The following is a 24,385-nucleotide window of genomic DNA, read 5'->3' as shown; positions in this document are numbered from 1 at the left end:
AAGACGCGGACTACAACATCAGCTGCGATGCATACCGGGGAAACCGGAGGGGGTGGGCGGTGTACTTCATGATGAAGTACACCGTTTTTTTTCATCCGCCAAGTCGTGGTTTGGCGCGTCGGCCTGATGCGTTCATGCAGGGAATACGGACTGCACCAGCGCCGCCTGCTGGGCATAGTGGCGGGCCTTGGACGCCGTCGGACCGGCATCGGTATCCGGCCGTGTTACGGCTCGCAGACGCACCTGCAACGGCAAGGCCGGTTCGATGGCATCCCGCACGCACAGCCAAGCCCCCTGCTTGCGCTCTTCCTCCTGTACCCAGAGCACTTCCTCCAGCTGCGGATAGCTGCGCAAGACAGCACCCAGCCTGTCTTCGGGGAAGGGATGCAACTGCTCCACGGTCAGCAGGACAGTGCGCGTGTCGCCCGCCGTGCGGCGGCCGTCGGCCAGGTCGTAGCAGACCTTGCCACTGCACAAGACCACCCGCTGCACCTGTGCGGGCGGCGGCGCATCGGCATCCTCCACCAGGGGCTGGAAGTCCCCTTGCAAAAGGGCCGACAAGGGCGACTGCGAACGCACTTCGCCATGCAGCACCGATTTGGGCGTGAAGACCACCAGCGGACGGTCGCCCTGCAGTGCCTGCTGACGCAGCAGGTGGAACCACTGCGCCGAACTGGACGGATACGCCACGCGCATGTTCTCCTGCGCGCACAGCAGCAGCATCCGGCTGAGGTAGCCGGTCGAGTGCTCCGGCCCCACGCCTTCATAGCCGTGCGGCAGCAGCACGGTCAGCGCCGAGGGGTAGCCCCATTTGCCGCGACCGGAGGCGATGAACTGGTCGATCATGATCTGGGCCCCGTTGACGAAGTCGCCGAACTGGGCCTCCCAGATGACCATCGTACCGGGCCCCGCCTGTACGCTGAATCCATATTCGAAGCCAACCACTGCCTCTTCACTCAGCGGTGAATTGACCACCTCCAGCGCCGTACCGGGCGCAGCCACCTGGCGCAGGGGCCAGAAGGCCTGCTGCACGCCTTGCGCCGCGTCGATCGCATGCCAGACGGCGTGGCGCTGCATGAAGGTGCCGCGTTGCACATCCATACCGGAAATGCGCAGCCCCTGCCCTTCCCACAGCAAGGAGGCATAGGCCATGTTTTCGGCGAAATTCCAGCTGCACGCGTGATCGCTGGAGCTGACGCTGTCCTGCCACTGCGCAACCAGCCGCGTGACTGCAGGATGTGCAGCAAAGCCTTCCGGCAAGCGCGTCATGCGTTCCACGAACTGGCGCAGGCGCAGCAGGTCCGGCGCGTCGGGCTTGACGGCCAAGGCGGGTGCCCTCCGTTGCGCCGCCGGGGCGGATGGACGACTGTTGCGGAAGCTTGCGAGCACTTGCTGGCTGCTCACCGCCAGCAGCGTCGCGCCGTCGTCCGAACCGGGCCACTCGGCCTGGGCATAGAGCTGCGTGACCGGCGGATGCTTGTCGATGAAACCGTGCAGCAGGGGCTGGGTCACGGTCGCCGTATCCTGTTCGGCATGCCCCCAGCGACGATAGCCGACCAGGTCGATCACCACATCGGCACCAAACTGCATGCGATAGTCGAAAGCGATCCGCGCGGCACGCAGTACCGCCTCCGGCTGGTCGGCGTTGACGTGCAGCACTGGCGCGCCGACGATGCGGGCGATGTCGGTGCAGTAGCCATGATTGAGGGGATCAAGCGGATTGGGCGTGGTGAAGCCGATCTGGTTGTTGACGATCACGTGGACCGTGCCGCCCACGCTGTAACCAGGATGCAGGGACAGCTTGAGCGACTCCATCACCACGCCCTGGCCGCAGAAGGCAGCATCGCCATGGATCACCACCGAGGCCGGCATGGGTGATTGCGGATGCGCACTGCGGTAGCCGCGCACCATGCCCAACAGCACCGGATAGGCGCTTTCCAGATGGGAGGGATTGTGCGCCATGAACAGGCCCAGCTGACCATGGGCGGTGGCGCGCACGGTCTCGGCCCCCAGATGGTAAGGCAGATCCACTGCGCCGGCTGCTGCTGCGGTCGCGCTCGCCGCGTCGAAATACGCCACGATATCGGCCGCCGGCATCTGCATCAGGTTCACCAGCAGGTTGAGACGGCCGCGATGCGGCATGGCCAGGAACAATTGCTCCAGCTGATAGAAACTGCTGCGTTCGGCCAGCGCATCCATCAGTACCAGCAGCGCTTCGCAGCCTTCCAGCGAAAAGCGCTTGGCGTGCGGATAATCTTGCTGCAGGTAGTGCTCCCACTGTTCGGCGGCAGCCAGCCGGGCCAGGATGGCGGCGCGCTCGGCAGTTGCAGGATCGGCACCCGGGTCGCGCGCGGCCAGGCGTGCAAACAGCCACTGGCGGCGGGACTCATCACGTACGCCACTGGCATCGAGGCCGAGCGGGCCGCAATACAGCCGACTCAGAAAATGCGTCAATTCCTTCACATTGGTGAGGCCGAGCCCCTCCAGAAAGCGGTGCTGGCCCAGCGCCAGGTCCTCATCCTTCAGATCGTGGTGTTGGGGCAGCAAGGCGGGGATCTCGGGCACCGAGAGCGTGCCCAGAGGATCGATGTCGGCGATCCGGTAGCCCTCATGGCGATAGGCCTCGATGAAGGATTGTATGCGGGCGTGGGCCAGGGCCTGGCGCGCATCGGACGTCTGCTCGGTGCTGCCGGCGGGGGAATGGTGGAGCGTCATGGCTAACCTTTCGGGGCTGGGTCGGGGGCGGACTGCGTGCAGCGCCATGAGCAGCGGCGACGCACGCAACGGACGTGTCCGCTCCTGCCAGCCGGCTGCCAGGCCTTTTCAGGCCGGGTGCGGCAGCAGCGTGCAGGGGGACACTTTGTTGTTGTCGCGCCCGGCGTGACGAAGCGGGCGCGGTCTCCTCGCAGATACCGGTTCAGGCGGCAGGCACGCCGCCCGGGTGAAGCATCAGCCCTGGATCAGCGACAGCTCGGGCTGGATGACCTTTTCGCGCGGACCTTTGCGCGGGGAAGCGGCATGGCCGCCAGCCTGGCCGTTGGCCAGCAACTCGCTAAGCCGGAAGCGGCCCATCAGCGCCGACAGCTGCTCGGCCTGGGATTGCAGTGCCTGGGAGGCGGCCGCATTCTGTTCCACCAGGGCCGAGTTTTCCTGGGTCATCTGGTCCATCTGGCTGATGGCCTGGTTGATCTGCTCGATGCCCTCGCTTTGCTCCTTGCTGGAGGCGCTGATATCGGTGATGAGGTCGGTGGCGTGCTTGATGCTGGCGATGACTTCATCGATGGTGGCGACGGTCTGCTCGACGATGCTGCTGCCGGCCTTCACATGACCGACCGAGCCTTCGATGAGCGACTTGATTTCCTTGGCGGCCACGGCACTGCGCTGGGCCAGGCCGCGCACTTCGCTGGCCACCACCGCAAAGCCACGTCCGTGCTCGCCGGCGCGGGCCGCTTCCACGGCCGCGTTCAGCGCCAGCAGGTTGGTCTGGAAGGCGATGCCATCGATGACCGTGATGATGTCGGCGATCTTGCCGGAGGAGGTGCTGATGGCGGTCATGATGTTGACCACCTGCTCCACCGAGGCACCACCGCGTACCGCGACATCCGAGGCGGAGACTGCCAGTTCGCTGGCCTGGCGGGCATTGTCGGCATTCTGGCGCACGGCCGAGGTCAGCTGCTCCATGGCGGAAGCGGTTTCTTCCAGCGAGCTGGCCTGCTGTTCGGTGCGATCCGACAGGCTCAGGTTGCCTTGCGCCAGTTCGCGCGCGGCCATGTCGATGGCGGAGGTGCCATTGCGCACGTTGGAGACGGTATCATGCAGGTTATCGCTCATGTGCTGCAGCGCCTGCAGCAGGCGGCTGATCTCGTCCTTGCCGGCAGCGTTGAGGCGATAGGACAGGTCGCCCTGGGCCACCGCTTCGGCCAGCACCACGGCGTGGCGCACGGGGGCGGTGATGGAGCGCGTGATGAGCACGCCGATCACCGACGCCAGTACCACGGCCACGGCGGCCAGCACGATCATCTGGATCACGGCCAGGTGGCCGTCCTCAGCGACCTGGCGGGAATCTTCGACCATTTCCTGGGCCAGCGAATTGACCATCTTGTCGACCATGACGAAGTACTCCGTCTGCAGGCGCGCCAGATCGCCCTGGAAGAGCGTGGTCGCCTCGGCGCGTTCGCCGGTCTTCATCAATTCGAAGAACTTGCGCACGGCCACGCCGTAGGCCGAGCGGGCGGTAGTCTGCTCGGCGTAGAGCGCTTTGGTCTTGTCGGAATCGAGCATGCCTTCGAGCTGCTTGTAGGCCTCGGTGTTGGCCTTTCGCAGGCCGGCGTACTCATCCATGTACTTCGCCGAAGCCTCAGGCGTGGTCGCCAGCAGGATGTTGGACAGCACCGCATTGGCCTTGTAGCCATTGTTCTTGATCTGGTTGCTCAAGGCGATGAGCTGGTACTTCTCGTTGACGATGCTGTTGATTTCAGCGTTGTTGGAAGACTGGTTCCTGACGCCGACCATGGCCGTCACCATGATCAGCAGCAAGACTACTGCAAAAGCGCCGCCCAGGCGGACGCCAATGTTGAAATTGGCGAGCTTCATCGCTACCCCCTTGTTTGTCCCATTTGATGCCCACGTGCAGGCCCTGGCTGGACGACTTTGTCCCGAGTCGTCGCTGATTGCCCTGCGTGCCCATGACACTGCACCACTTTGCGAATCCGCAATGCGTCTCTTGGGTTCTCTTCACATCTTTGGGGAGCGGCTTGTGCCCTTCTTCCTCGGCCTGCTTGCAGGGGCCGGGTTCCCTCAAAAACATTGTTTGCCCCGGGCTATGCCGGTCTCCTGTTTTTTGAGAAATTGCAAATTCCGGTTCAGTGTAAACATTTCCGCGCGGAAAAGTACTTGAAAATCACATTTATTTGACTCCTGTCGCGTAATTTTGTCAGGAGAGGGAAATAAAGCCAGTGGGTGAGAAATGATGAGTGGAGTGAAGCTTTTCGCTGCGCAAAAACAAAAACGCCCCGTTCTTGCGAACGAGGCGTTTTATTTGGCGGAGCGGACGGGGCTCTCCTACACAAGCGCAGGCCGCGGAATCGCTTGCAAGCGATTCCCTTCTCGCCCCGCCGGGAGCCGCGCAGGCGGCTCCCTCCGCTCCGCATGTTTTTGCTGCGCAAAAACAAAAACGCCCCGTTCTTGCGAACGAGGCGTTTTATTTGGCGGAGCGGACGGGGCTCGAACCCGCGACCCCCGGCGTGACAGGCCGGTATTCTAACCAACTGAACTACCGCTCCTAAACTGGTGCTGACTGCAAGATGCTGGTGGGCGCTGAGAGGCTCGAACTCCCGACCTAAGCCTTGTAAGGGCTCCGCTCTACCAACTGAGCTAAGCGCCCCGGCAAACTTGTCAGTCTCGTTGCTTTGTTACCTCAGCAACGAAAGAACATTATTTTATAGCATCTTTTAAAGCTTTGCCAGCTTTAAATTTAGGAACCTTCGATGCCTTGATTTTCAGGGCGGCGCCCGTTTGAGGATTGCGGCCCGTACGCGCCGCACGCTTGCCCACCGCAAATGTGCCGAAACCCACCAAGGTAACCGTGCCATTCTTCTTCAGCGTGGTCTTCACTGCACCAATGAATGCGTCTACTGCCCGTCCTGCTGCTGCCTTGGAAATGTCGGCCTCGCCGGCAATGTGCTCAATCAGTTCGCCTTTATTCACTTACGCCCCTCGAACAAGTTTCTGGTTTGTTTGATTTCAAACGACGGTGCTTCGGCTCCAACACAGCGCGACCGAGCCCTGCTCACCATCGCTTGCCTGACGGAAATTTTCCGCAGCGGCTATTAAACAAGCCCATCAGCAGCACTGTCAAGCCAAGGTGCAACCATGACGCGATTTTCAGTGAGATTTTTTATTTCATTCCCATAGCTCGATACATGAATCCATTGAGGACATAAAAAAGGCACCTCAACTGAGGTGCCTTTCAAAGCGGATGACTCCCGCAGGATCAATGCTTCACAACCGGATCCGTCGCGCCTTCCTTCGGCTTCACGGCCGCTTCGACGATCGCTTCATCTTCCGTCAGCGGGACCGGCTGGCGTTCCAGTGCGACTTCCAGGACCTTGTCGATCCAGCGCACCGGAATGATCTCCAGCTTGTTTTTGACGTTATCCGGGATCTCGGCCAAATCCTTCACATTCTGCTCAGGAATCAAAACGGTCTTGATGCCGCCGCGATGCGCCGCCAGCAGCTTTTCCTTCAGACCGCCGATGGGCAACACCTCGCCGCGCAGCGTGATTTCACCGGTCATCGCCACATCAGCACGCACCGGAATGCCGCTGAAGATGGACACCAGCGCCGTGGTCATCGCGATACCGGCAGACGGACCGTCCTTGGGCGTCGCGCCTTCCGGCACGTGAATGTGGATGTCGCTCTTCTCGAACACCTCATTCTTGATGCCCAGTTTGCGGGCACGGCTGCGAACCACGGTACGTGCGGCTTCGATCGATTCCTTCATCACGTCGCCCAGAGTCCCGGTACGGATGATCTGGCCCTTGCCGGGCATGTTCACCGCTTCGATGGTCAGCAGGTCGCCGCCGACTTCGGTCCAGGCCAGGCCGACCACCTGGCCGATCTGGTTTTCCTTCTCGGCCATGCCGAAGTCATAACGACGCACGCCCAGGAACTTGTCCAGGTTGCGCGAAGTGACAGTGACCTTCTTCTCCTGCTTCTTCAGCAGCAGCAGCTTGACCACCTTGCGGCAGATCTTCGAGACTTCGCGTTCCAGCGAACGCACACCGGCTTCACGGGTGTAGTAGCGAATGATGTCGCGGATGGCCGACTCAGCCACGCTGATCTCGCCTTCCTTCAGGCCGTTGTTCTTGATCTGCTTGGGCAGCAGGTAACGCTGCGCAATGCTGGTCTTCTCGTCTTCGGTGTAACCTGACAGGCGGATCACTTCCATCCGGTCCAGCAGCGCCGGCGGGATGTTGAAGGAATTCGACGTCGCCACGAACATCACGTCCGACAAGTCGAAATCGACTTCGATGTAGTGGTCGGAGAAGGTGTGGTTCTGCTCCGGATCCAGCACTTCCAGCAGGGCCGACGAAGGATCGCCACGGAAATCCATCCCCAGCTTGTCGATTTCATCGAGCAGGAACAGCGGGTTGCGCACGCCGACCTTGGACAGGCTCTGCAGGATCTTGCCCGGCATGGAACCGATGTAGGTGCGGCGGTGGCCACGGATCTCGGCTTCATCACGCACACCACCCAGGGCCATGCGCACGAACTTGCGGTTCGTTGCGCGGGCGATGGATTGGCCCAGCGAGGTCTTGCCCACGCCCGGGGGACCGACGAAGCACAGGATCGGTGCCTTCAGCTTGTCCACGCGCTGTTGCACGGCGAGGTATTCCAGAATGCGTTCCTTGACCTTCTCCAGGCCATAGTGATCGCCTTCCAGCACTTTCTCGGCATTGGTGAGGTCGTTGTTGACCTTGGACTTCTTCTTCCACGGCAAGGCCACCAGCGTGTCAATGTAGTTGCGCACCACGGTCGCTTCGGCCGACATGGGCGACATGAGCTTGAGCTTCTTCAGCTCGGATTGCGCCTTTTCCAGAGCTTCCTTGGGCATCTTGGCAGCGGCGATCTTCTTTTCCAGCTCTTCCAGATCGGCACCGTCTTCGCCTTCGCCCAGTTCCTTCTGGATGGCCTTGACCTGTTCGTTCAGGTAGTACTCGCGCTGCGACTTTTCCATCTGGCGCTTGACGCGCCCACGGATACGCTTTTCCACCTGCAGGATGTCCAGTTCGCCTTCGAGCTGGCCCAGCAGATGCTCGTAGCGCTTGGTGACGTTGAAGATCTCCAGGATCACCTGCTTCTGCTCCAGCTTCAGCGGCAGATGCGCGGCGATGGTGTCGGCCAGGCGGCCGGCGTCATCGATTCCGGCCAGTGAAGTCAGGATCTCGGGGGGGATCTTCTTGTTCAGCTTCACGTACTGGTCGAACTGCTGCACGATGGTACGGCGCATGGCTTCGACTTCAGCCTCGTCGCCCTGCTCGGATTCGACCGGGGTCAGGTCGGCGACGAAGTGGGTTTCCAGTTCGCTGATGTGATGGATGCGGGCACGCTGTGCGCCTTCAACCAGCACCTTCACGGTACCGTCAGGCAGCTTCAGCATCTGCAGGATATTGGCCACGCAGCCAATTTCATAAATGTCTTCGGCCGAAGGCTCATCCTTGGCGGCGGCCTTCTGGGCTGCCAGCATGATGCTCTTGCCCTGCTCCATGGCCGCTTCCAGCGCCTTGATCGACTTCGGGCGGCCGACGAAGAGCGGAATCACCATATGCGGGAAGACAACCACATCCCGTAAGGGCAACAGCGGCAATTGCGATTGTTCTGTGAGTATAGGAGTCGTCATGGCGGGCCTTATCAATAAGTACTGTGAATGATGTTGGCACGAGTGACCAAAACACAAGTCCGGTGGAAGAAATATTCACCAGCTGCGCGTTGTCATGATCGCAACAAAATAAAAAAGCCACACGCGAAGCTAGCTCCGGGTGGCTTTTCGATGGAAGCCAGTTATGTGCGCCGGTTTATTTTACCGTGTTTGCGGTGACCGGACTTCGTGGTGGCTTCTTGCTTCCGGAAGGCCCCGCTTGAGGGCCTTCCTTTTACTGCTCTTTACTTCACTTGCCGGGCAATCAGCCGCCCGAGACCTTGGGTTGGTCGTGATAGATCAACAGCGGTTTGGCACCATTGGTGATGGTGTTCTCGTCGACCACCACCTTGGCCACGTTCTGCTCGCTCGGAAGTTCATACATCACGTCCAGCAGGGCGTGCTCCAGGATGGACCGCAGGCCGCGTGCGCCGGTCTTGCGCGCCAGGGCCTTCTTGGCGATGGCATGCATGGCGGCCGGACGGATTTCCAGCTCGGCGCCTTCCATCTGCAACAGCTTGGCGTACTGCTTGATGAGCGCGTTCTTGGGCTCGATCAGGATCTGGATCAGGGCTTCTTCATCCAGCTCGTTCAAGGTCGCGATCACCGGCAGACGGCCCACCAGTTCCGGGATCAGGCCGAACTTGACCAGGTCTTCCGGCTCGGCATTCAACAGCACTTCCGAATTGCTCTTCTGGGTCTGGCTCTTCACGCTGGCCGAGAAACCGATGCCGCTCTTTTCGGAACGGTCGGAAATGATCTTGGCCAGGCCATCGAAGGCGCCGCCGCAGATGAACATGATGTTGGTCGTGTCGATCTGCACGAAGTCCTGGTTCGGATGCTTGCGGCCACCTTGCGGCGGCACCGATGCCATGGTGCCTTCGATCAGCTTCAGCAGGGCTTGCTGCACACCTTCGCCGGACACGTCGCGGGTGATGGACGGGTTATCCGACTTGCGGGAAATCTTGTCGATCTCATCGATGTAGACGATGCCCTTCTGGGCTTTCTCGACTTCGTAATTGCAGTTCTGCAGCAGCTTCTGGATGATGTTCTCGACGTCCTCGCCAACATAGCCGGCTTCGGTCAGGGTGGTCGCATCAGCGATCACGAACGGGACGTTGAGCATGCGTGCCAGGGTCTGTGCCAGCAAGGTCTTGCCGGAGCCCGTCGGGCCCACCAGCAGGATGTTGCTCTTGGCCAGCTCGACATCATCCTTCTTGCCGAGGTGCTTGAGGCGCTTGTAGTGGTTGTAGACCGCCACCGACAGGATGCGCTTGGCAGTAGCCTGTCCGATCACATACTGGTCCAGCAGGTCGGTGATTTCCTGCGGGGTCGGCAGATCCGACTTGGTGCCGGTGACGCTTTCCACGCTGGCGGCTTCATCACGGATGATGTCGTTGCACAGGTCGATGCATTCGTCGCAGATGAAGACCGAAGGACCGGCGATGAGCTTCTTCACTTCATGCTGGCTTTTGCCGCAGAAGGAGCAATAAAGCAGTTTTTCGCCGCTGGAAGATTTTTTCTCGGACATAGAGCTACTAGAGTAAAAGTTACGACCCGATCATACCCGCGAAATCCGGATTCGTCACGGCTTGGTCATTTTTGCTGTCCCAAATTGCTTCACAGGACTGCCGTATGACCGTTATATGTCAGCCCAGGTGCCATTTATCAAGCAAATAGAACCCGAAAAGCCGCTCTGTGCCAATTTCGTCAAAATTTGGCCAAAAAAAATGCCCGAACAACATTACGTTCGGGCATTTTTCGCGTTGGATGGTCGCCAATGCGATGACGCAAACTCAAGCGCGCTGGGTCAGCACCTGGTCGATCAGACCGTATTCCGCGGCGGCCTCGGCCGACATGAAATTGTCGCGATCAGTGTCCTTGCTGATCTGCTCGACGCTACGGCCGGTCTTCTCAGCGAGGATGGTGTTCAGACGTTCACGCAGGTACAGGATTTCACGTGCCTGGATCTCGATATCCGATGCCTGGCCCTGGGCACCGCCCAGAGGCTGGTGAATCATGATGCGCGAGTTCGGCAGCGAGAAACGCTTGCCCTTGGCACCAGCAGCCAGCAGGAAAGCGCCCATGGAGGCAGCCAGACCCGTGCACAGCGTCGACACTTGCGGCTTGATGAACTGCATCGTGTCGAAGATCGCCATGCCGGCCGAAACCGAACCGCCAGGCGAGTTGATGTACAGGGAAATGTCCTTGTCCGGGTTTTCGCTTTCCAGGAACAGCAGCTGGGCCACGATCAGGTTGGCCATCGCATCATTGACCGGTCCGACCAGGAAAATGATGCGTTCCTTCAGCAGGCGCGAATAGATGTCGTAAGCGCGTTCGCCACGGCCACTCTGTTCGATCACCATCGGCACCATGCCGAGCATTTGGGTATCCAGTGCAGATTGCTTCATCAGACCTGTCATGTATGCATCCTTAAGCGTAAGAGTTTTCTGATACTACTAGAGAAAACCGGATTACGCTTGCGCCTGATTACCCATCAGTTCGTCGAACGAAACCGGCTTTTCCGAGACCTTGGCCTTGCCGAGAACGTAGTTGACGACGTTTTCTTCCAAAACAAGAGCTTCGACTTCAGCCAGGCGGCGGCGGTCGGAGAAGTAGTACTTCAGCACTTGTTGCGGATCTTCGTAGCTCTGGGCGAAGTCTTCGATCTGGGCCTTGACCTGCTCTTCGGTGGCTTCCAGCTTGTTCTGCTTGACCACTTCAGCCAGGATCAGGCCCAGGCGCACGCGGCGCTCGGCCTGGGCGGTGAACAGTTCCTTGGGCAGCTGCATGACCTTCGGGTCCATGCCGCGCTGGGCCATGTCCTGACGGGCCATTTCGGACAGGCGCTCGACGTCCTGGTCGATCAAGGCCTGGGGCAAATCCAGCTCCGACGCCTTGATCAGGGCGTTCATGACGCTGTCCTTGGTCTTGGCCTTGGTGCGGGCGGTGACTTCGCGCTCCAGGTTCTTCTTGATGTCTTCGCGCATCTTGGCCAGGTCGCCGTCTTCGATGCCCAGGGATTGAGCGAAGACTGCATCGACTTCAGGCATGTGCGCCCATTCGATCTTCTTGACGGTGATGGTGAATTCAGCGGTCTTGCCGGCCACGTCCTTGCCGTGATAGTCCTCGGGGAAGGCCAGCGGGAAGGACTTCGACTCACCGACCTTCAGGCCGATGGTGGCTGCTTCGAATTCCGGCAGCATGCGGCCTTCGCCCAGCACGAACGGGAAGGCATCGGCCTTGCCGCCCTGGAATTCGACGCCGTCGATCTTGCCGACGAAGTCCACGGTCACGCGGTCGCCGTTCTGGGCCGACTGGTCGGCACCGCCGTCGCCGTGCGCGCCTTGCTCGCCCTTGACGTGGTAGTGCACGCGCTGCTTGCGCAGGATGTCGATGGTCTTGTCGATTTCGGCGTCGGAGACGGCCGCGGTGGTCTTCTCGACTTCAGCGCCGGACAGGTCGCCCAGGGTGACTTCCGGATAGACTTCGAAGGTGGCGTCGAAGGCCAGCTTGCCTTCGCCGGCTTCTTCGCTGGTCTTGGGTTCGATGCGGGGGAAACCTGCCACGCGCAGGTTGTTTTCGACGGCGGCGTCGTTGAATGCGCGGCCGACCTTGTCGTTCAGGACTTCGGTTTCGACCTGGTAGCCGAACTGGGCGGCAACCATCTTCATCGGCACTTTACCCGGACGGAAACCCGGTGCCTTGGCGGTACGGGCACGTACCTTCAGGCGCTTTTCCACTTCAGCCTGAACATCGGCCAGCGGGAAAGACAGGGTCATACGACGTTCGAGTTTGCTCAGGGTTTCGACTGCAGTTGCCATTTAAATCGTCCAAATGTTAAGAATTCCGTAAGCCGGAGCATGCTGTCTTCCATCCCGATCATCAGACTGCAGACGAAAAGCGCCCTGCCCGGCCGCGCTAAAGCTCGCTATTTTATACGCAAAAAGCGCCGATAGTCCAAAAATGGGCTTGCCGCGCTGCAAACAGCCGCAAATCCCCTCCGAAGCCCGCCGGACCAGGCCCGGCGCGGCCCAACAACGCATCACCGCCGCCGATGGATTGCCTGCCAGCAAAGTGCCCGGTAAAGAATTTAGAGAATTTCCTTCATTTCACCGGAATCGGCGTGGAAGGTGCCACCGGCACGGCGGTCACGGCATTCATCGGGCTGCCATCGATGAGCTTGTCCGAATAGGTCAGGTAGACCAGCGTATTACGCTTGGTATCGACCACCCGCACCACGTGCAGGCGCTTGAAGAGAATGGACATGCGCTCGCTGAAGACATCTTCCTGCACCGGCAGCTTGTCCTGGAATTGCAGGGTCGGCGCCACCTGGCGGCAGGCGATGGAGGCTTCGGACTTGTCCTCGGCCAGGCCGACCGTGCCCTTGACGCCGCCGGTGCGGGCGCGCGAGACATAACAGGTGACGCCTTGAACCTTGGGATCATCATAGGCTTCGATGACCACGCGATCGTTCTTGCCCAGCCAGCGGAAGGCGGTGCTGACGTCGGCCAGCTCTTCGGCCGAGGCGGCCTGGGGAACGGTGGCGGCAAGTGCGAAGACGGAGAAGATCGCCCCGGCCAGGGCGCGTGCTTGATGATTCATGGAGATGCCCGGATAAAGTGAATGAAACCTTCGTAGAGAGGCGGTAGACCGCCTTGCAGGCATATTGTTCAGCTTGCGCTCGCCCTTGACGCCACTTTGCATCGGGCTACACGTCCCGACGAGGGCAAGTGAAGATCAATCTTCGATCTTTTGGAAACGTGGCACTGGCTTGCCATCGACTTCCACGGTTTCGAAGAAGACGTCGCGCGGACGCAGCCAAAGGCGGCCATCAGCGGCGCGGTAGATGATCATGGGCGTGAGGTCGGCTTCGAGGATGGCCTCGTCGATATAGTCATAGATGCCGCCCTTGTAGTGACGATAGCGTGTCATGGCAATCCTGCTGGCTGGAAGAAGAAGCGGCATGGTACTACCGATCCTCGGCGGCGCAAAAATGTCCGCACAGAAAAACGCCCACAGTGACAAGACCTTGCAGTACAATGGCGCGCTTTGACAAATTGCTACCTGCATCGGTAGCGGCAGGTCTGCGGCGAAAGCCCCGCCAGACTGCTATCGCACCGGTGCCCGACCCCCTTCAGCGAGGATGGCGAAATTGGTAGACGCACCAGGTTTAGGTCCTGACGCCAGCAATGGTGTGGGGGTTCGAGTCCCCCTCCTCGCACCAGACAAACACATTGAAACCAAAGATTTGGCCATCCCGGCCAGCTATTGCTTTTGATGTGTTGACGCTGGTTTGGCATGAAAATGCCCACCTGATGACAGCGTGCCGTCTCACCTCCGCCATTCCTCTTGCGGCAAGACTTCAAGCCCGGCAAGGTGACGGTACCGCATCCGAAGAAGAATCTGCCGCTGGCCACGCAGAACAGTATTCTCAAGCAAGCCGGCCTGAAGTGAGACCATCAGGAGGACCCATGCTCTACCCCATCTACATCCACAAGGATGCCGACAGTGCCTACGGCGCTGCCTTCCCTGATTTTCCTGGCTGCTTCGCCGGCGCCGACGAGCTGCAAGATCTGCCGGCGGCTGCACAGGAGGCCGTGGAAGCGCACTTCCATGGAGAAACCGAACCGATCCCACATCCGAGTGCCCCCGAAGACTGGGCCGGCAATGAGCAATTCCAGGGCGGCTACTGGATGCTGGTGGAGATCGATCTGTCGCGCGTCAATACCAAGGCCGTGCGGCTCAATGTGAGCTTGCCGCAGGGCCTGCTGGCGCGTATTGACGCGGTTGCACAGGCGCGCCGGATGTCGCGCTCGGCGTTCCTGGCGCTGGCTGCTGAGCATGAGATGCAAGCAACGGCCCGCTAAGCCGCACATTCGACACAGTGCGCACCGGCATGAAAAAAATATCATGCCCCCTCCCCTCCTCCCCCGCTCCCAGTCCTCACCGCCACCGCTTTGAACGACCATCAGTCCCTTCACGTTGGCATTTCCCTTCCGGCCAGCTCTTGTCAAGCCGCCAACGGCACTTTTGTGCGATTTACCGAAGCATTTCAATCCGATTGAATCGCCCCGGGACAACAAAATTCATATAGCAAGCTTGCGGCACCGGCCCGGGTCCGTCAGAGGCGCAATCTGGCCTCCTTATGAACCCAGCGGCACCGCAGGCCACACGTCCCCGGGGAAAGACGCAGCCTGCGCAGACTTTCCTCGAACGCCTTCGCCTTCACCGGCGTATTTCAAAGGGAACCCATGTCCACCCATTCCGCCACGCAAGCAGCACGCGCCGCCGCAGCCCCCCACCCGGATCCGGTCATCACCCGCATCGACAAGCGCTTCGTCAAGATCCAGAACGGCAGCGTCACAACCATCATCTACGCACCACTCTCACCGGCCATCAAGCTCTTCGACAAACCGGAAAAGCCCGCTGCCAAACTACCGGCCACAAAGACCCCAACCATCGCCAGCAAACCCGCCGTCAATCCGCCTGTCCCCGGCAGCACCAAACCAGTGGCAGTCAAGCCTTCGCTGAGCCAAACGCCTGTCAGCGTCAAACCGGATATGGCAGCGCGCCCGGTCACCAGCAAGCCTGCAGCCGGCAAGCCCGCCAGTCTCGACAAGCCAGCCAGCCTCGTCAAGCCGGCCGGTATCCCCTCGGCGAGCCCCGCCAAACCTGCCGTTCGCCCGGCATTGCCCCCGGCCTCGGCCATTCCGGTTGCCCCCCCTTCCATCGCCCCCGCCAGCAACCCGCCCAGCGCCCATGCCACCCCTCCTGCAGCCGTCAGCAGCAAGCCTGCCGCTGCAGTGCCGGCACCAGCCCCCGTGCAGGTACAAGCACCTTCCAGTCCCAAGCCAGCCAACCCGGAAAAACTGCCGGCCCCCACCTCCATGCCAGCCCAACGCGACAAGATCGACGGCAAGGACGTCCTGGTCTACGGCAACCCGAAGTCCTACCAAGATCTGGACTATGCCCAAGGCGATGCCGTCCCGGGCTACCAGGGCACCTGCACGGAAACCAGCATCGCCAACCTGCTCACCATCGCCGGCCGCGATGTGACCGAAAAGGACGTAGTCCAGAGAGCCATCGACAACGACTGGTGCGTCACCACCAGCCCCGATCCAAACCTGCAGGGCGGGACCCTCTCGGGGCAGCAACGCCAGCTGCTGGAAAGCTTTGGCATGCCTGTCGAGACCATGACCGACTACGATCCCAACAAGCTGGCTGCCCTCATCAACGAGGGCAAAGGCGTGCTCATCGGCGTGAACAACTATCAGCTCTGGGGTGCCAATCCGAACCAGGCCTTGCTTGATCTGCTCAACGTCAACCACATGGTCAACCTGACCGGCGCTGTCTATGCGGCCGATACCGGTGCCCTGCAAGGCTTCTATATCGTTGACTCGGGACGGCGCTGGCCCAGTGATGCCGCGCGCTACGTTTCATTGAGCGAACTGGACAAGGCCGCACACTTCCAGTTCGGCTGCTCGGTCTTCTATACCGTCAATGCGATCAAGAAGCTGGCATTGCCTGAGGACCCCCGGATGGCCGATCCGGCCAGACCACAACACAAGCAGATCACCGGCCCGGACGTACTGACCTATGGCAATCCCTTTGCCTTCCAAGATCTCAACTACAACCAGGGGAATGCGGTCCCCCGCTATGAGGGAACCTCAGGTGAGGTCTGCATCGCCAACCTGGCCACCATCGCCGGCATGTCCGTGACGGAAAAAGACGTGGTCACCAAGGCCATCGCCGAAAAGCTGTGCGATACCACCAGCAAAGACCCGGAAAAGCGCGGCACCATCAGCGTGGACAACGAGCTGGTCCTGCTCAAGGAATTCGGCCTGGCCTCGACACTGGCCCGAGGTTTTGATGAAAACGCAGTGGCCCGGGACATCCTCAAGGGCAAGGGTGTCATCGTCAGCGTCAATAGCAGCAGGCTCTGGGCCATGAACATTGAGCAAAATGTCGGCATGACCGACCACATGATCGCCATCATCGGCGTCGGCTACCGCGCCCAAAGCGGCGAGGTGGACGGTTTCTACATCACCGATTCCGGCCGGGGGTTAGATAGCGACACCTGCCGCTACGTCAGATTGGAGACGATGCGCGATTGCACCAATGCCAGCGGCTGCGTCACCATCACCACCGACGACGCCATCAAGCCCTTCAACAGGGTCAATGGCGGGGCCGGAGCCGCCCTGGATCAAGCGGTAGCCGATACCAGGCTGTCCGGCCAGACCGGGCTGACCCCGACGATCAAGCCCCTCGAAACGCACTATCTGGACAGCTTCGTTGCGCCCGCCCCGTTCGGCGACGACGAAGGCTCACAACACAAGCTGCCCGGCGTCAAGGTCAGGAAGCACATCGCCCTGGCCAGCGACAAGAAAGACCTGGCGCTGGAGGCGGAGAACCTCGATGCCACCGGCAATGCACAGGACAACCGTCTCACCGGCAACGACCGCAACAACATCCTCGATGGCCTGGCCGGTGCCGACACCATGATCGGCGGCAAGGGCGATGACAGCTACTACGTCGACAACGCGGGGGACCGCGTCGTCGAGAAAGCGGGCGAAGGCATCGATACCGTCTATGCCACGGTGAGTACCACCCTCTCCGACCAGATCGAGAACCTGGTTCTGCTCGACGCCACCAAGCCGCAGAGCGCTGTGATCCATGGCGTCAACGTGCTGGTGTACGGCATGCCGAAGTCCTACCAGCTGGACTACCAGCAGGGCGATGCTGTCCCCGGTTACCAGGGCACCTGCGGCGAGACGGTCGTAGCCAACATGACCGTCATGGGTGGCCGGCCCGTCACCGAAAAGGATGTGGTCACACGGGCCATCGACGAATTGCTCTGTGATACCACCCATCCCCTTCCGGAGCAACGTGGCGGCACCACTACGCAGGACCAGCAGGCCCTGCTCAAGGACTTCGGCTTTGCCGCCTCGATCGGGCATGACTTCGATGAAAAGGCGGTGGCCCGGAGCATCAAGGAAGGCAAGGCGGTCGGCATGAGCGTCAATGCCGCTCGGCTGTGGGATATCCCCATGCAGAACAACCACGTGAGCAACCACTGTATCACCGTGACCGGCGTGGCCTGCGCGGCCGATAGCGGAGAGATTGTCGGCTTCTACATCACCGACTCCGGGCGCGGCAGGATCGACGACATGAACCGTTTCGTCACCCTCAGGCAGTTGCGCTATGCCAGCGATGTCGCCTGGGCCGACACCCTGATCACCGACCAGTCGGTCCGCTTGCCCAACCAGAACCTCAATGCCACCGGCAACGACCTCGACAACATCCTGGCCGCCAATCGTGGCGACAATGTCCTGACAGGCGGCAAAGGCAATGACCTGCTCATCGGTGGTGCCGGCAACGACAGCTATCGCTTCGCCAAGGGCGACGGCCAGGATGCGGTCTACGACCACGATGCCGCCAAGGGCAACGTCGATACGCTCAGTTTCACCGATGCCCGGCAGGACAACCTCTGGTTCAGCAAGGCCGGCCAGGACCTGCGCATCAAAGTGCTCGGCACGACCGACCAGGTGACGGTGAAGGACTGGTACGCGGGCGCTGCCGGGACGACCGACAACCACATCGAGCGCATCAAGACCGCCGATGGCAAATCCTTGCTGGACACCGATGTCGAAAAGCTGGTGCAAGCCATGGCCAGCTTCGCCCCGCCTGCGGCGACCCAGACTACCTGGGCGCAGGCACAAGGAGGCGACGGCAAGGTCTTGCTGGCGGTCAGCCATTGATGGAGGGACCGATTGGGGCCATTGCGCATTGAACGGCAGGCCCTAGGCAAGCCGGTAGCGAATCAGACCTCGCTGCCGGCTTCCGTTTTTTTGCAAATTGCTTCACCAGCTCTGTAGGCTGCTGCCCCCGGCGGGCGGCGGCAAGGGGCTCCCGGAGAAAACTTCATTTCCCGGCTTTTTTTTCACGATCCACGTGCCCCGGGGCCGATTGCACACCGCCTGCGCGCAGCGGCGTGCTGAACTGCTACAATCCGCGCCTTTGCTGGCTGGTGCGCGAACCTTTCCTGCACCAGCCGCGCCATCCAGCGAGGACCCGCCATGCCCACCCAGGAAGAATTCGACGCACTCAAGCAAAGCCACACCGCCTTGCTCAACAAGTTCATCGAGAACAATACCGCTGACCAGATCCTGTTCTCCACCCTCTTCACGGCTGCGGCCGTGCTGTCCAAGGATGGCAAGCAGTTCACCGCAGGCGCCATGGGCATTGCCCGCTCGCTGGCCGCGCAGTTGAATGCCGGCGGCACCATGCCCAAGGCCCTGCTGGAGACGGTCGAAACCCGCATCGCCACCATCGAGGCGCTGCTCAAGGACAAGTTCGACTGAGTCGCCTGCCCCATGGCCGTCGACCACTACGAGAACTTCCCCGTGGCCTCGCTGCTGCTGCCGGCGCGCCTGCGCCCGGCCGTCACGGCCGTCTATGCCTTTGCCCGCAGCGCCGATGACATCGCCGATGAAGGCGACGCCCGCCCCGAAGAGCGGCTGGCCGCGCTGCATGCCTACGACGCACAGCTCGACCTGATCGAGCAGCAGTTGCCCTGCACGCATCCGATCGTCACCCGGCTGCAGCAGACCATCGGCGATCACGCCCTGCCCCTGCAACCCTTCCGCGACCTGCTCTCGGCCTTCCGCCAGGATGTGGTGACCACCCGTTACCCCCGCTATGCGGACCTGCTGGACTACTGCCGCCGGTCTGCGAACCCGGTAGGAACCCTCATGCTTCACCTGTACGGTGCGGCGAATGAAGAAAACCTCCGGGATTCGGATGCCATCTGCACCGCCTTGCAGCTCATCAACTTCTGGCAAGACGTCGCCATCGACTGGCAAAAGACGCGCATCTACCTCCCACTCGAAGACCTGGAGCGATTCGGGATCAATGAAAACGACATCGCCCAAGCCTGCAGCGACCAGCGCTGGCAGCAACTGATGCAGTTCGAGGTTACGCGGGCGCGGGCACTGATGCTTTCCGGTGCCCCGTTGGCGCGCCGCCTGCCGGGCCGTATCGGACTGGAACTGCGCATGGTCGTACAAGGCGGATTGCGCATCCTGGAGCGCATCGAGGCGGTGCAAGGCGATGTCTTCCGCCAGCGCCCCAAACTGGGCAAGCCGGACTGGCTCATCATCGGCTGGCGCGGCCTGACCCGATAAGCCGTAGCCGCAATGAAAAAGCCCCGCCCGGCGCATTGGCCAGGCAGGGCTTCAAGAAGAAGCGGTAGCGTACTGTTTCAGACCAGCAAGGCAGCGGTCAGGGTGCGGATCTGCTCTTCGGAATCATCCAGCATCTCGCGCAGCGAACGGTCCCCGATGTAATCATCCACCAGGGTCTCGCCACCGATACCCGCTTCGGCCACCACGGTGCGCTGCAGCGGCGAGGGCACCGGCGACAGTTCCTTGGCCAGCAGCAGCACGTCGCCGATGGTCTGGGGCGGCAGTACCCGCACGCCGTGCCACAGGGATTCGATGGCATCGACCACCGGCTGCGGCACGCCCAGCTTCTTGAGCACGGCGCGGCCGATCATCTTCTCTCCGTATTCCATCCAGTCCTCAGTACCGCCGTCGAGCAGCCCGGGGAAGTCATCCGTGCGTGAGAGCAGGTAGAAGCCACCCACTTCATGCACGATGCCGGCAAACATCGCCGTTTCCGGATCGGCCTTGGTCAGCTTGGAGGTCAGCACATAGGCGGTGGCCGCCACGTGGGCGCAGTGCTCCCACAGCTGGGCCGACTTGATGCGCATGCCGGGATTGTTGATGGTCCGCCCCAACTGGCGCACGATCACCGAGGTGGTGATGGTGTTGAGGGTGCGGAAGCCCAGCCGCATCACGGCCGCCCGCACGTTGTTGATCTCGCCGCCGGAACGGTTGTAGGCCGCCGAATTGGCAATGGCCACGGTGCGTGCCGAGACCAGCGGTTCGGCCATCACCAGCTTGGCGGCCAGCTCCAGGTGGCATTCCGGGTCGGCCAAGGCCTTTTGCAGCTTCAGCGAGGCGCTGACGTTGGCCGGGAATACCAGCTCGCCGCGACCAGCCTGCGAGGCGATGTTGCGAAAGATTTCCAGTCTGTCCATATTGTCTCCAGCCTCCAGGGGGCCATCGTCGATGGCCGGGGTTGCCGATGTGCCGCGCTGCAAGCGGGGTTGACCGCTGCAGCGCCACGTCTGGTTAGATTAACGGCAGAATTCATCCGGATTTGATGTCATGTGAATTTGTTTTTCCGGGATGCGCTTGACCCGAGCTTAATGGACAACGCCGGGGGCCGCAATAGACGGGTTTCAGGCCCCGTTTCAAGGCCGGGTCAACGGCAGCCGGCATTTGCCCTGCCGGGCGCACTCGGCTAGCATAGCGCCTTTGCCGCAGGGGGCCGTCAGGCTGCCTGCCCCATGCTTCAACCGCCCGCCACGCATCCATGTCTCCAGACGAATACTGCCAGCAGAAGGCCGCCGCCAGCGGTTCCAGTTTTTATTACAGCTTCCTGTTCCTGCCGCCGCAACGCCGGCTGGCGATCACGGCGCTGTACGCCTTTTGCCGCGAGGTCGACGATACCGTCGATGAAATCGAAGACGCCATGGTGGCCCGCACCAAGCTCATGTGGTGGCGCAAGGAAATCGCCGTCATGCTCGAAGGCCAGCCCACGCACCCGGTCACCAAGGCCCTGCATCCGCACGTGGCGACCTACCAGCTCAAGGGAGAACACCTGCAAGCCATCATCGATGGCATGGAAATGGACCTGGACCAGACCCGCTACCTCGACTATCCCGGCCTGCAGCGCTACTGCTGGCACGTGGCCGGGGTGGTCGGGGTGCTCTCGGCCAGCATCTTCGGCCATACCCAGCCCGGTACCCTGCTCTTTGCCGAAAAGCTGGGGCTGGCCTTCCAGCTCACCAACATCATCCGCGATGTCGGCGAGGATGGCCGCAAGGGCCGCATCTACCTGCCCGTCAACGAATTGCAGCAATTCAACGTCACCGCCGCCGACATCCTCAACGCCCGCCACAGCGAGCGCTTCGAGGCACTGATGAAGTTCCAGGTCGAGCGCGCCCAGGCGGTCTATGACGAAGCCTTCGCCCTGCTGCCCAAGGAGGACCGCCGCGCCCAGCGCCCCGGCCTGATGATGGCCGCCATCTATCGCACCCTGCTGGACGAGATCACGCGTGACGGCTACCACGTGCTCAACCAGCGCATCTCACTCACCCCCATCCGCAAGCTCTGGCTGGCCTGGAAGACCTATGTCTTCGGCTGACCGGGCATTCTCCCGATGAACGCCCCGCGTCACTACGCCGTCATCGGTGCCGGCTGGGCCGGGTGCGCTGCTGCCGTGGCGCTGGCTGCCGGCGGCCATCGCGTGAGCCTGTTCGAAGCTGCCCGTACGCTGGGCGGCCGCGCGCGCCGGGTGGAACTGGACGAGCGCACGCTCGACAATGGCCAGCACATCCTGCTGGGGGCCTATCGCTCGACATTGGCGCTGATGAAGCAGGTCGGCGTCGATCCGGCCAGCGCCTTGCTGCGCCTGCCCTTGCAGATGCGCTATCCGCTGGCCACGGGGGCCGAGGGCATGGATTTCGTGGCATCCCGCCTGCCTGCCCCCTGGCATGTGGCCGTGGCGCTGCTGCGGGCCAAGGGATTGCAACGCGAAGACAAGATGGCGCTGGCGCGCTTTTCCACCACGGCGCGCTGGATGGGCTGGCAGCTGCATCAGGATTGCAGCGTGGCCGAGCTGCTGGAACGTTATGAGCAGACCGCGCGCCTGATCCGCCTGATGTGGCGTCCGCTGTGCATCGCCGCGCTCAATACCGCGCCGGAACGGGCTTCGGCGCAAGTCTTCCTGAACGTGCTGCGTGACAGCCTGGGCGCGCGCCGCGCCGCCTCCGACATGCTGCTCCCCCGCGTTGACCTGAGCGCATTGCTGCCCGATGCGGCCGCGGCCTATCTGGGCAAGCGCGGCGGTCTGGTGCAGGCAGGCGTGGCCGTGGCACGCCTGCTGCCGGGCAATGACGAGGGCAGCTGGCGGCTGGAAGACCGCGCCGCTGAAAGCCTGGGCGAATTCGCCGGGGTGGTGCTGGCCACCGGCCCAGACGCCGCCGCCCAGTTGCTGGAAGGCCTGCATGACACGGCGCTGCTGCAGGCGCTGGACCACGAACCGATCACCACCTGCTACCTGCAATACCCGTCTGGCGTGCGCCTGCCGGCTCCCTTCCTGGCGCTGGCCGATGATCCGCAGCGCCAGGCCTGGGGCCAGTTCGTCTTTGATCGCGGGCAATTGGGGGGCGATGCGGGCTTGCTGGCCGTCGTCGTCAGCGCGGCCGGCATGGCCATCGCTGATGGCCATGCGGCACTGAGCGCGGGCATCACACGCCAACTGGCCAGCGACTTCGGCGAAGCGGCCCTCGCCACGCCCGGCTGGAGCCGCGTCATCACCGAAAAGCGCGCCACCTTCGCCTGCACACCCGGCCTGCAGCGGCCCGACAATACCGGCATGCCCGCCGGACTGGCACTGGCCGGCGATTACGTGGCGGGCGATTACCCTGCCACCCTGGAAGGCGCGGTGCGCAGCGGGATGGCAGCTGCGCGGCTGCTGGCGGCCTGACCGTAAAATTTTCATGGATGGCGGCAAAGGGATTCACCCCAAGCGCGGCAGGTATGCACTAGCATAACGGGCATTCTGCAGTCCTTTTGTCCGCAGCCCGATTCCGGTTCGTGTCTGCAAGCCCAACACAAGGCGGCCCTGGCCGCCCACCATAACAACGGAGAAAACACCATGCCGGTCATGACCTGTGTCGAAGACTTCCGCCTGCTGGCCAAGAAGCGCGTTCCCAAGGCGTTCTACGATTACGCCGACAGCGGCTCCTACACCGAGAGCACCTATCGCGCCAACACCAAGGATCTGGCCGCCTTGAAGCTGCGCCAGCGCGTTGCCATCAATGTCGATGAGCGCAGCACCCGCAGCACCATGATCGGCCACGACGTGACCATGCCGGTGGCCATCGCCCCGACCGGCCTGACCGGCATGCAATGGGCCAATGGCGAGATGCTGGGTGCCATCGCGGCCGAGAAATTCGGCATCCCCTTCACCCTCTCCACGATGAGCATCTGCTCCATCGAGGACGTGGCCAGCGTGACCACGAAACCCTTCTGGTTCCAGCTCTACGTGATGCGCGACCGTGGCTTCGTGCAGTCCCTGATCGACCGCGCCAAGGCCGCCAAGTGCTCGGCCCTGGTGCTGACGCTGGACCTGCAGATCCTCGGCCAGCGCCACAAGGACCTGAAAAACGGCATGTCCGTACCCCCCAAGCTCACCCTCGACACCCTGCTCGACCTGGCCAGCAAGCCCGGCTGGGCGCTGCGTGCACTGGGCGGCCGCAAGACCTTCGGCAACCTGGCCGGCCACATCAAGGGCGGCGAAGGGGCCGGTGGTGTGCAGACGCTGTCCAAGTGGACCGCCAGCCAGTTCGATCCGACCCTGAACTGGGAGGATGTCGCCTGGATCAAGCAGCAATGGGGCGGCAAGCTGATTCTGAAGGGCATCCTCGATGTGGAAGATGCCAAACTGGCCGTGCAAAGCGGTGCCGATGCCATCGTGGTCTCCAACCACGGTGGCCGCCAGCTCGATGGGGCCATGTCCTCCATCGAAGCCCTGCCCGCCATTGCCGAAGCCGTGGGCGACCAGATCGAAGTCTGGTTCGACGGCGGCATCCGCTCCGGCCAGGATGTGTTGAAGGCGGTCGCCCTGGGCGCACGCGGCACCATGATCGGCCGCGCCTTCCTCTACAGCCTGGGCGCCATGGGCGGCGATGGCGTGTCGCAGATGCTGGAAATCATGCGCAAGGAACTCGACGTCAGCATGGCGCTGACCGGTACCAAGGACATCAAGGACGTCGGTCCGCAGATCCTGGTGCGCTGAAGCAGCCGACCATGTAAAACGTCCCGGTCCACC

At 62.0% G+C, this 24,385-nt stretch carries 18 protein-coding genes, 3 tRNA genes and 1 pseudogene; 10 read left to right on the top strand and 12 right to left on the bottom strand.

Annotation, left to right across the window (positions count from 1 at the left end; genetic code table 11):
* Positions 1–132: 132 nt before the first annotated feature.
* The 11 genes from MKD49_RS07190 to MKD49_RS07140 form a co-directional block, all read right to left on the bottom strand.
* Positions 133–2,715, bottom strand: a complete 2,583-nt coding sequence (locus MKD49_RS07190) for a 2-oxoglutarate dehydrogenase E1 component (RefSeq protein WP_252695905.1) — start codon at positions 2,713–2,715, stop codon at positions 133–135.
* A gap of 234 nt (positions 2,716–2,949) precedes the next feature.
* Positions 2,950–4,593 carry a methyl-accepting chemotaxis protein gene (locus tag MKD49_RS07185; RefSeq protein WP_209581724.1) on the bottom strand — a complete coding sequence of 548 codons (1,644 nt, stop codon included), beginning with the start codon at positions 4,591–4,593 and terminating at the stop codon, positions 2,950–2,952.
* A 612-nt stretch (positions 4,594–5,205) separates the two neighbouring features.
* A tRNA-Asp gene (locus MKD49_RS07180) sits at positions 5,206–5,282 on the bottom strand.
* Positions 5,283–5,307: 25 nt separating this feature from the next.
* Positions 5,308–5,383 (bottom strand) — tRNA-Val (locus MKD49_RS07175).
* 50 nt (positions 5,384–5,433) lie between these two features.
* The gene (locus MKD49_RS07170) at positions 5,434–5,706 is read right to left on the bottom strand and encodes an HU family DNA-binding protein (protein WP_008329418.1); all 273 of its coding nucleotides are present in this window, start codon (positions 5,704–5,706) and stop codon (positions 5,434–5,436) included.
* A gap of 286 nt (positions 5,707–5,992) precedes the next feature.
* A complete protein-coding gene (gene lon, locus MKD49_RS07165) occupies positions 5,993–8,401 on the bottom strand; it encodes an endopeptidase La (protein WP_121045672.1) in 2,409 nt (802 codons plus the stop codon).
* Between the two features lie 283 nt (positions 8,402–8,684).
* Positions 8,685–9,950 carry an ATP-dependent Clp protease ATP-binding subunit ClpX gene (gene clpX / locus MKD49_RS07160; RefSeq protein WP_121045673.1) on the bottom strand — a complete coding sequence of 422 codons (1,266 nt, stop codon included), beginning with the start codon at positions 9,948–9,950 and terminating at the stop codon, positions 8,685–8,687.
* 265 nt (positions 9,951–10,215) lie between these two features.
* Positions 10,216–10,842, bottom strand: coding sequence for an ATP-dependent Clp endopeptidase proteolytic subunit ClpP (gene clpP / locus MKD49_RS07155; RefSeq protein ID WP_034341328.1), 627 nt, complete (start codon positions 10,840–10,842; stop codon positions 10,216–10,218).
* A gap of 51 nt (positions 10,843–10,893) precedes the next feature.
* Positions 10,894–12,243, bottom strand: a complete 1,350-nt coding sequence (gene tig, locus MKD49_RS07150) for a trigger factor (RefSeq protein ID WP_252695904.1) — start codon at positions 12,241–12,243, stop codon at positions 10,894–10,896.
* Between the two features lie 283 nt (positions 12,244–12,526).
* Positions 12,527–13,024 (bottom strand): CreA family protein, encoded by a 498-nt coding sequence (locus tag MKD49_RS07145; RefSeq protein ID WP_252695903.1) that lies wholly within the window; start codon positions 13,022–13,024, stop codon positions 12,527–12,529.
* A 135-nt stretch (positions 13,025–13,159) separates the two neighbouring features.
* On the bottom strand, positions 13,160–13,354 hold the full coding sequence (locus tag MKD49_RS07140) for a DUF1653 domain-containing protein (RefSeq protein WP_252695902.1): 195 nt from the start codon (positions 13,352–13,354) through the stop codon (positions 13,160–13,162).
* Here MKD49_RS07140 and MKD49_RS26425 point away from each other — a divergent pair.
* From MKD49_RS26425 to hpnC, 7 genes and pseudogenes are all read left to right on the top strand, one after another.
* The gene (locus MKD49_RS26425) at positions 13,353–13,475 is read left to right on the top strand and encodes a hypothetical protein (RefSeq protein ID WP_256497631.1); all 123 of its coding nucleotides are present in this window, start codon (positions 13,353–13,355) and stop codon (positions 13,473–13,475) included. The two genes, MKD49_RS07140 and MKD49_RS26425, sit on opposite strands and share 2 nt — an antisense overlap.
* Positions 13,476–13,559: 84 nt before the next feature.
* Positions 13,560–13,646, top strand: a tRNA-Leu gene (locus MKD49_RS07135).
* A 140-nt stretch (positions 13,647–13,786) separates the two neighbouring features.
* Positions 13,787–13,876: pseudogene (locus MKD49_RS07130) on the top strand (type II toxin-antitoxin system HicA family toxin); the annotation flags it as partial.
* Positions 13,877–13,893: 17 nt separating this feature from the next.
* Positions 13,894–14,289 carry a type II toxin-antitoxin system HicB family antitoxin gene (locus MKD49_RS07125; protein WP_252695901.1) on the top strand — a complete coding sequence of 132 codons (396 nt, stop codon included), beginning with the start codon at positions 13,894–13,896 and terminating at the stop codon, positions 14,287–14,289.
* Between the two features lie 384 nt (positions 14,290–14,673).
* Positions 14,674–18,180: a calcium-binding protein gene (locus MKD49_RS07120; RefSeq protein ID WP_252695900.1), complete on the top strand. Its 3,507-nt coding sequence runs from the start codon at positions 14,674–14,676 to the stop codon at positions 18,178–18,180.
* 318 nt (positions 18,181–18,498) lie between these two features.
* Entirely contained in the window at positions 18,499–18,783 is a 285-nt protein-coding gene (locus tag MKD49_RS07115) for a hypothetical protein (protein WP_252695899.1), read from the top strand.
* A 12-nt stretch (positions 18,784–18,795) separates the two neighbouring features.
* Complete coding sequence (gene hpnC / locus MKD49_RS07110) at positions 18,796–19,605, top strand: squalene synthase HpnC (RefSeq protein ID WP_252695898.1); 810 nt, start codon at positions 18,796–18,798, stop codon at positions 19,603–19,605.
* A gap of 77 nt (positions 19,606–19,682) precedes the next feature.
* Here hpnC and MKD49_RS07105 read toward each other — a convergent pair whose 3' ends face one another.
* A complete protein-coding gene (locus tag MKD49_RS07105) occupies positions 19,683–20,522 on the bottom strand; it encodes an HDOD domain-containing protein (RefSeq protein WP_209581711.1) in 840 nt (279 codons plus the stop codon).
* A gap of 338 nt (positions 20,523–20,860) precedes the next feature.
* Here MKD49_RS07105 and hpnD point away from each other — a divergent pair, with 338 nt between their 5' ends.
* From hpnD to MKD49_RS07090, 3 genes are all read left to right on the top strand, one after another.
* On the top strand, positions 20,861–21,694 hold the full coding sequence (hpnD, locus tag MKD49_RS07100) for a presqualene diphosphate synthase HpnD (RefSeq protein ID WP_252695897.1): 834 nt from the start codon (positions 20,861–20,863) through the stop codon (positions 21,692–21,694).
* A 15-nt stretch (positions 21,695–21,709) separates the two neighbouring features.
* On the top strand, positions 21,710–23,038 hold the full coding sequence (gene hpnE, locus MKD49_RS07095; protein WP_252695896.1) for a hydroxysqualene dehydroxylase HpnE: 1,329 nt from the start codon (positions 21,710–21,712) through the stop codon (positions 23,036–23,038).
* Positions 23,039–23,209: 171 nt separating this feature from the next.
* Positions 23,210–24,352, top strand: coding sequence for an alpha-hydroxy acid oxidase (locus MKD49_RS07090; protein ID WP_034331575.1), 1,143 nt, complete (start codon positions 23,210–23,212; stop codon positions 24,350–24,352).
* The last annotated feature ends 33 nt before the right edge of the window (positions 24,353–24,385 follow it).

Origin of the sequence: Herbaspirillum sp. WGmk3, assembly GCF_023952535.1 — a bacterium.
GTDB lineage: Bacteria > Pseudomonadota > Gammaproteobacteria > Burkholderiales > Burkholderiaceae_D > Herbaspirillum > Herbaspirillum huttiense.
The sequence above is the reverse complement of the archived record's forward strand: the minus strand, read 5'-3'. Positions and strand labels throughout refer to the sequence as shown.

Bases quoted from the DNA above. Each gene is read 5' to 3' on its own strand.
- clpP (WP_034341328.1), bottom strand. From the start codon at position 10,842: ATGACAGGTCTGATGAAGCAATCTGCACTGGATACCCAAATGCTCGGC.
- MKD49_RS07140 (WP_252695902.1), bottom strand. From the start codon at position 13,354: ATGACACGCTATCGTCACTACAAGGGCGGCATCTATGACTATATCGAC.
- MKD49_RS07145 (WP_252695903.1), bottom strand. From the start codon at position 13,024: ATGAATCATCAAGCACGCGCCCTGGCCGGGGCGATCTTCTCCGTCTTC.
- MKD49_RS07115 (WP_252695899.1), top strand. From the start codon at position 18,499: ATGCCCACCCAGGAAGAATTCGACGCACTCAAGCAAAGCCACACCGCC.
- MKD49_RS07185 (WP_209581724.1), bottom strand. From the start codon at position 4,593: ATGAAGCTCGCCAATTTCAACATTGGCGTCCGCCTGGGCGGCGCTTTT.
- MKD49_RS07090 (WP_034331575.1), top strand. From the start codon at position 23,210: ATGCCGGTCATGACCTGTGTCGAAGACTTCCGCCTGCTGGCCAAGAAG.
- lon (WP_121045672.1), bottom strand. From the start codon at position 8,401: ATGACGACTCCTATACTCACAGAACAATCGCAATTGCCGCTGTTGCCC.
- MKD49_RS07125 (WP_252695901.1), top strand. From the start codon at position 13,894: ATGCTCTACCCCATCTACATCCACAAGGATGCCGACAGTGCCTACGGC.
- MKD49_RS07190 (WP_252695905.1), bottom strand. From the start codon at position 2,715: ATGACGCTCCACCATTCCCCCGCCGGCAGCACCGAGCAGACGTCCGAT.
- hpnE (WP_252695896.1), top strand. From the start codon at position 21,710: ATGAACGCCCCGCGTCACTACGCCGTCATCGGTGCCGGCTGGGCCGGG.
- MKD49_RS26425 (WP_256497631.1), top strand. From the start codon at position 13,353: ATGGCAATCCTGCTGGCTGGAAGAAGAAGCGGCATGGTACTACCGATC.
- clpX (WP_121045673.1), bottom strand. From the start codon at position 9,950: ATGTCCGAGAAAAAATCTTCCAGCGGCGAAAAACTGCTTTATTGCTCC.
- MKD49_RS07120 (WP_252695900.1), top strand. From the start codon at position 14,674: ATGTCCACCCATTCCGCCACGCAAGCAGCACGCGCCGCCGCAGCCCCC.
- hpnC (WP_252695898.1), top strand. From the start codon at position 18,796: ATGGCCGTCGACCACTACGAGAACTTCCCCGTGGCCTCGCTGCTGCTG.
- tig (WP_252695904.1), bottom strand. From the start codon at position 12,243: ATGGCAACTGCAGTCGAAACCCTGAGCAAACTCGAACGTCGTATGACC.
- hpnD (WP_252695897.1), top strand. From the start codon at position 20,861: ATGTCTCCAGACGAATACTGCCAGCAGAAGGCCGCCGCCAGCGGTTCC.
- MKD49_RS07105 (WP_209581711.1), bottom strand. From the start codon at position 20,522: ATGGACAGACTGGAAATCTTTCGCAACATCGCCTCGCAGGCTGGTCGC.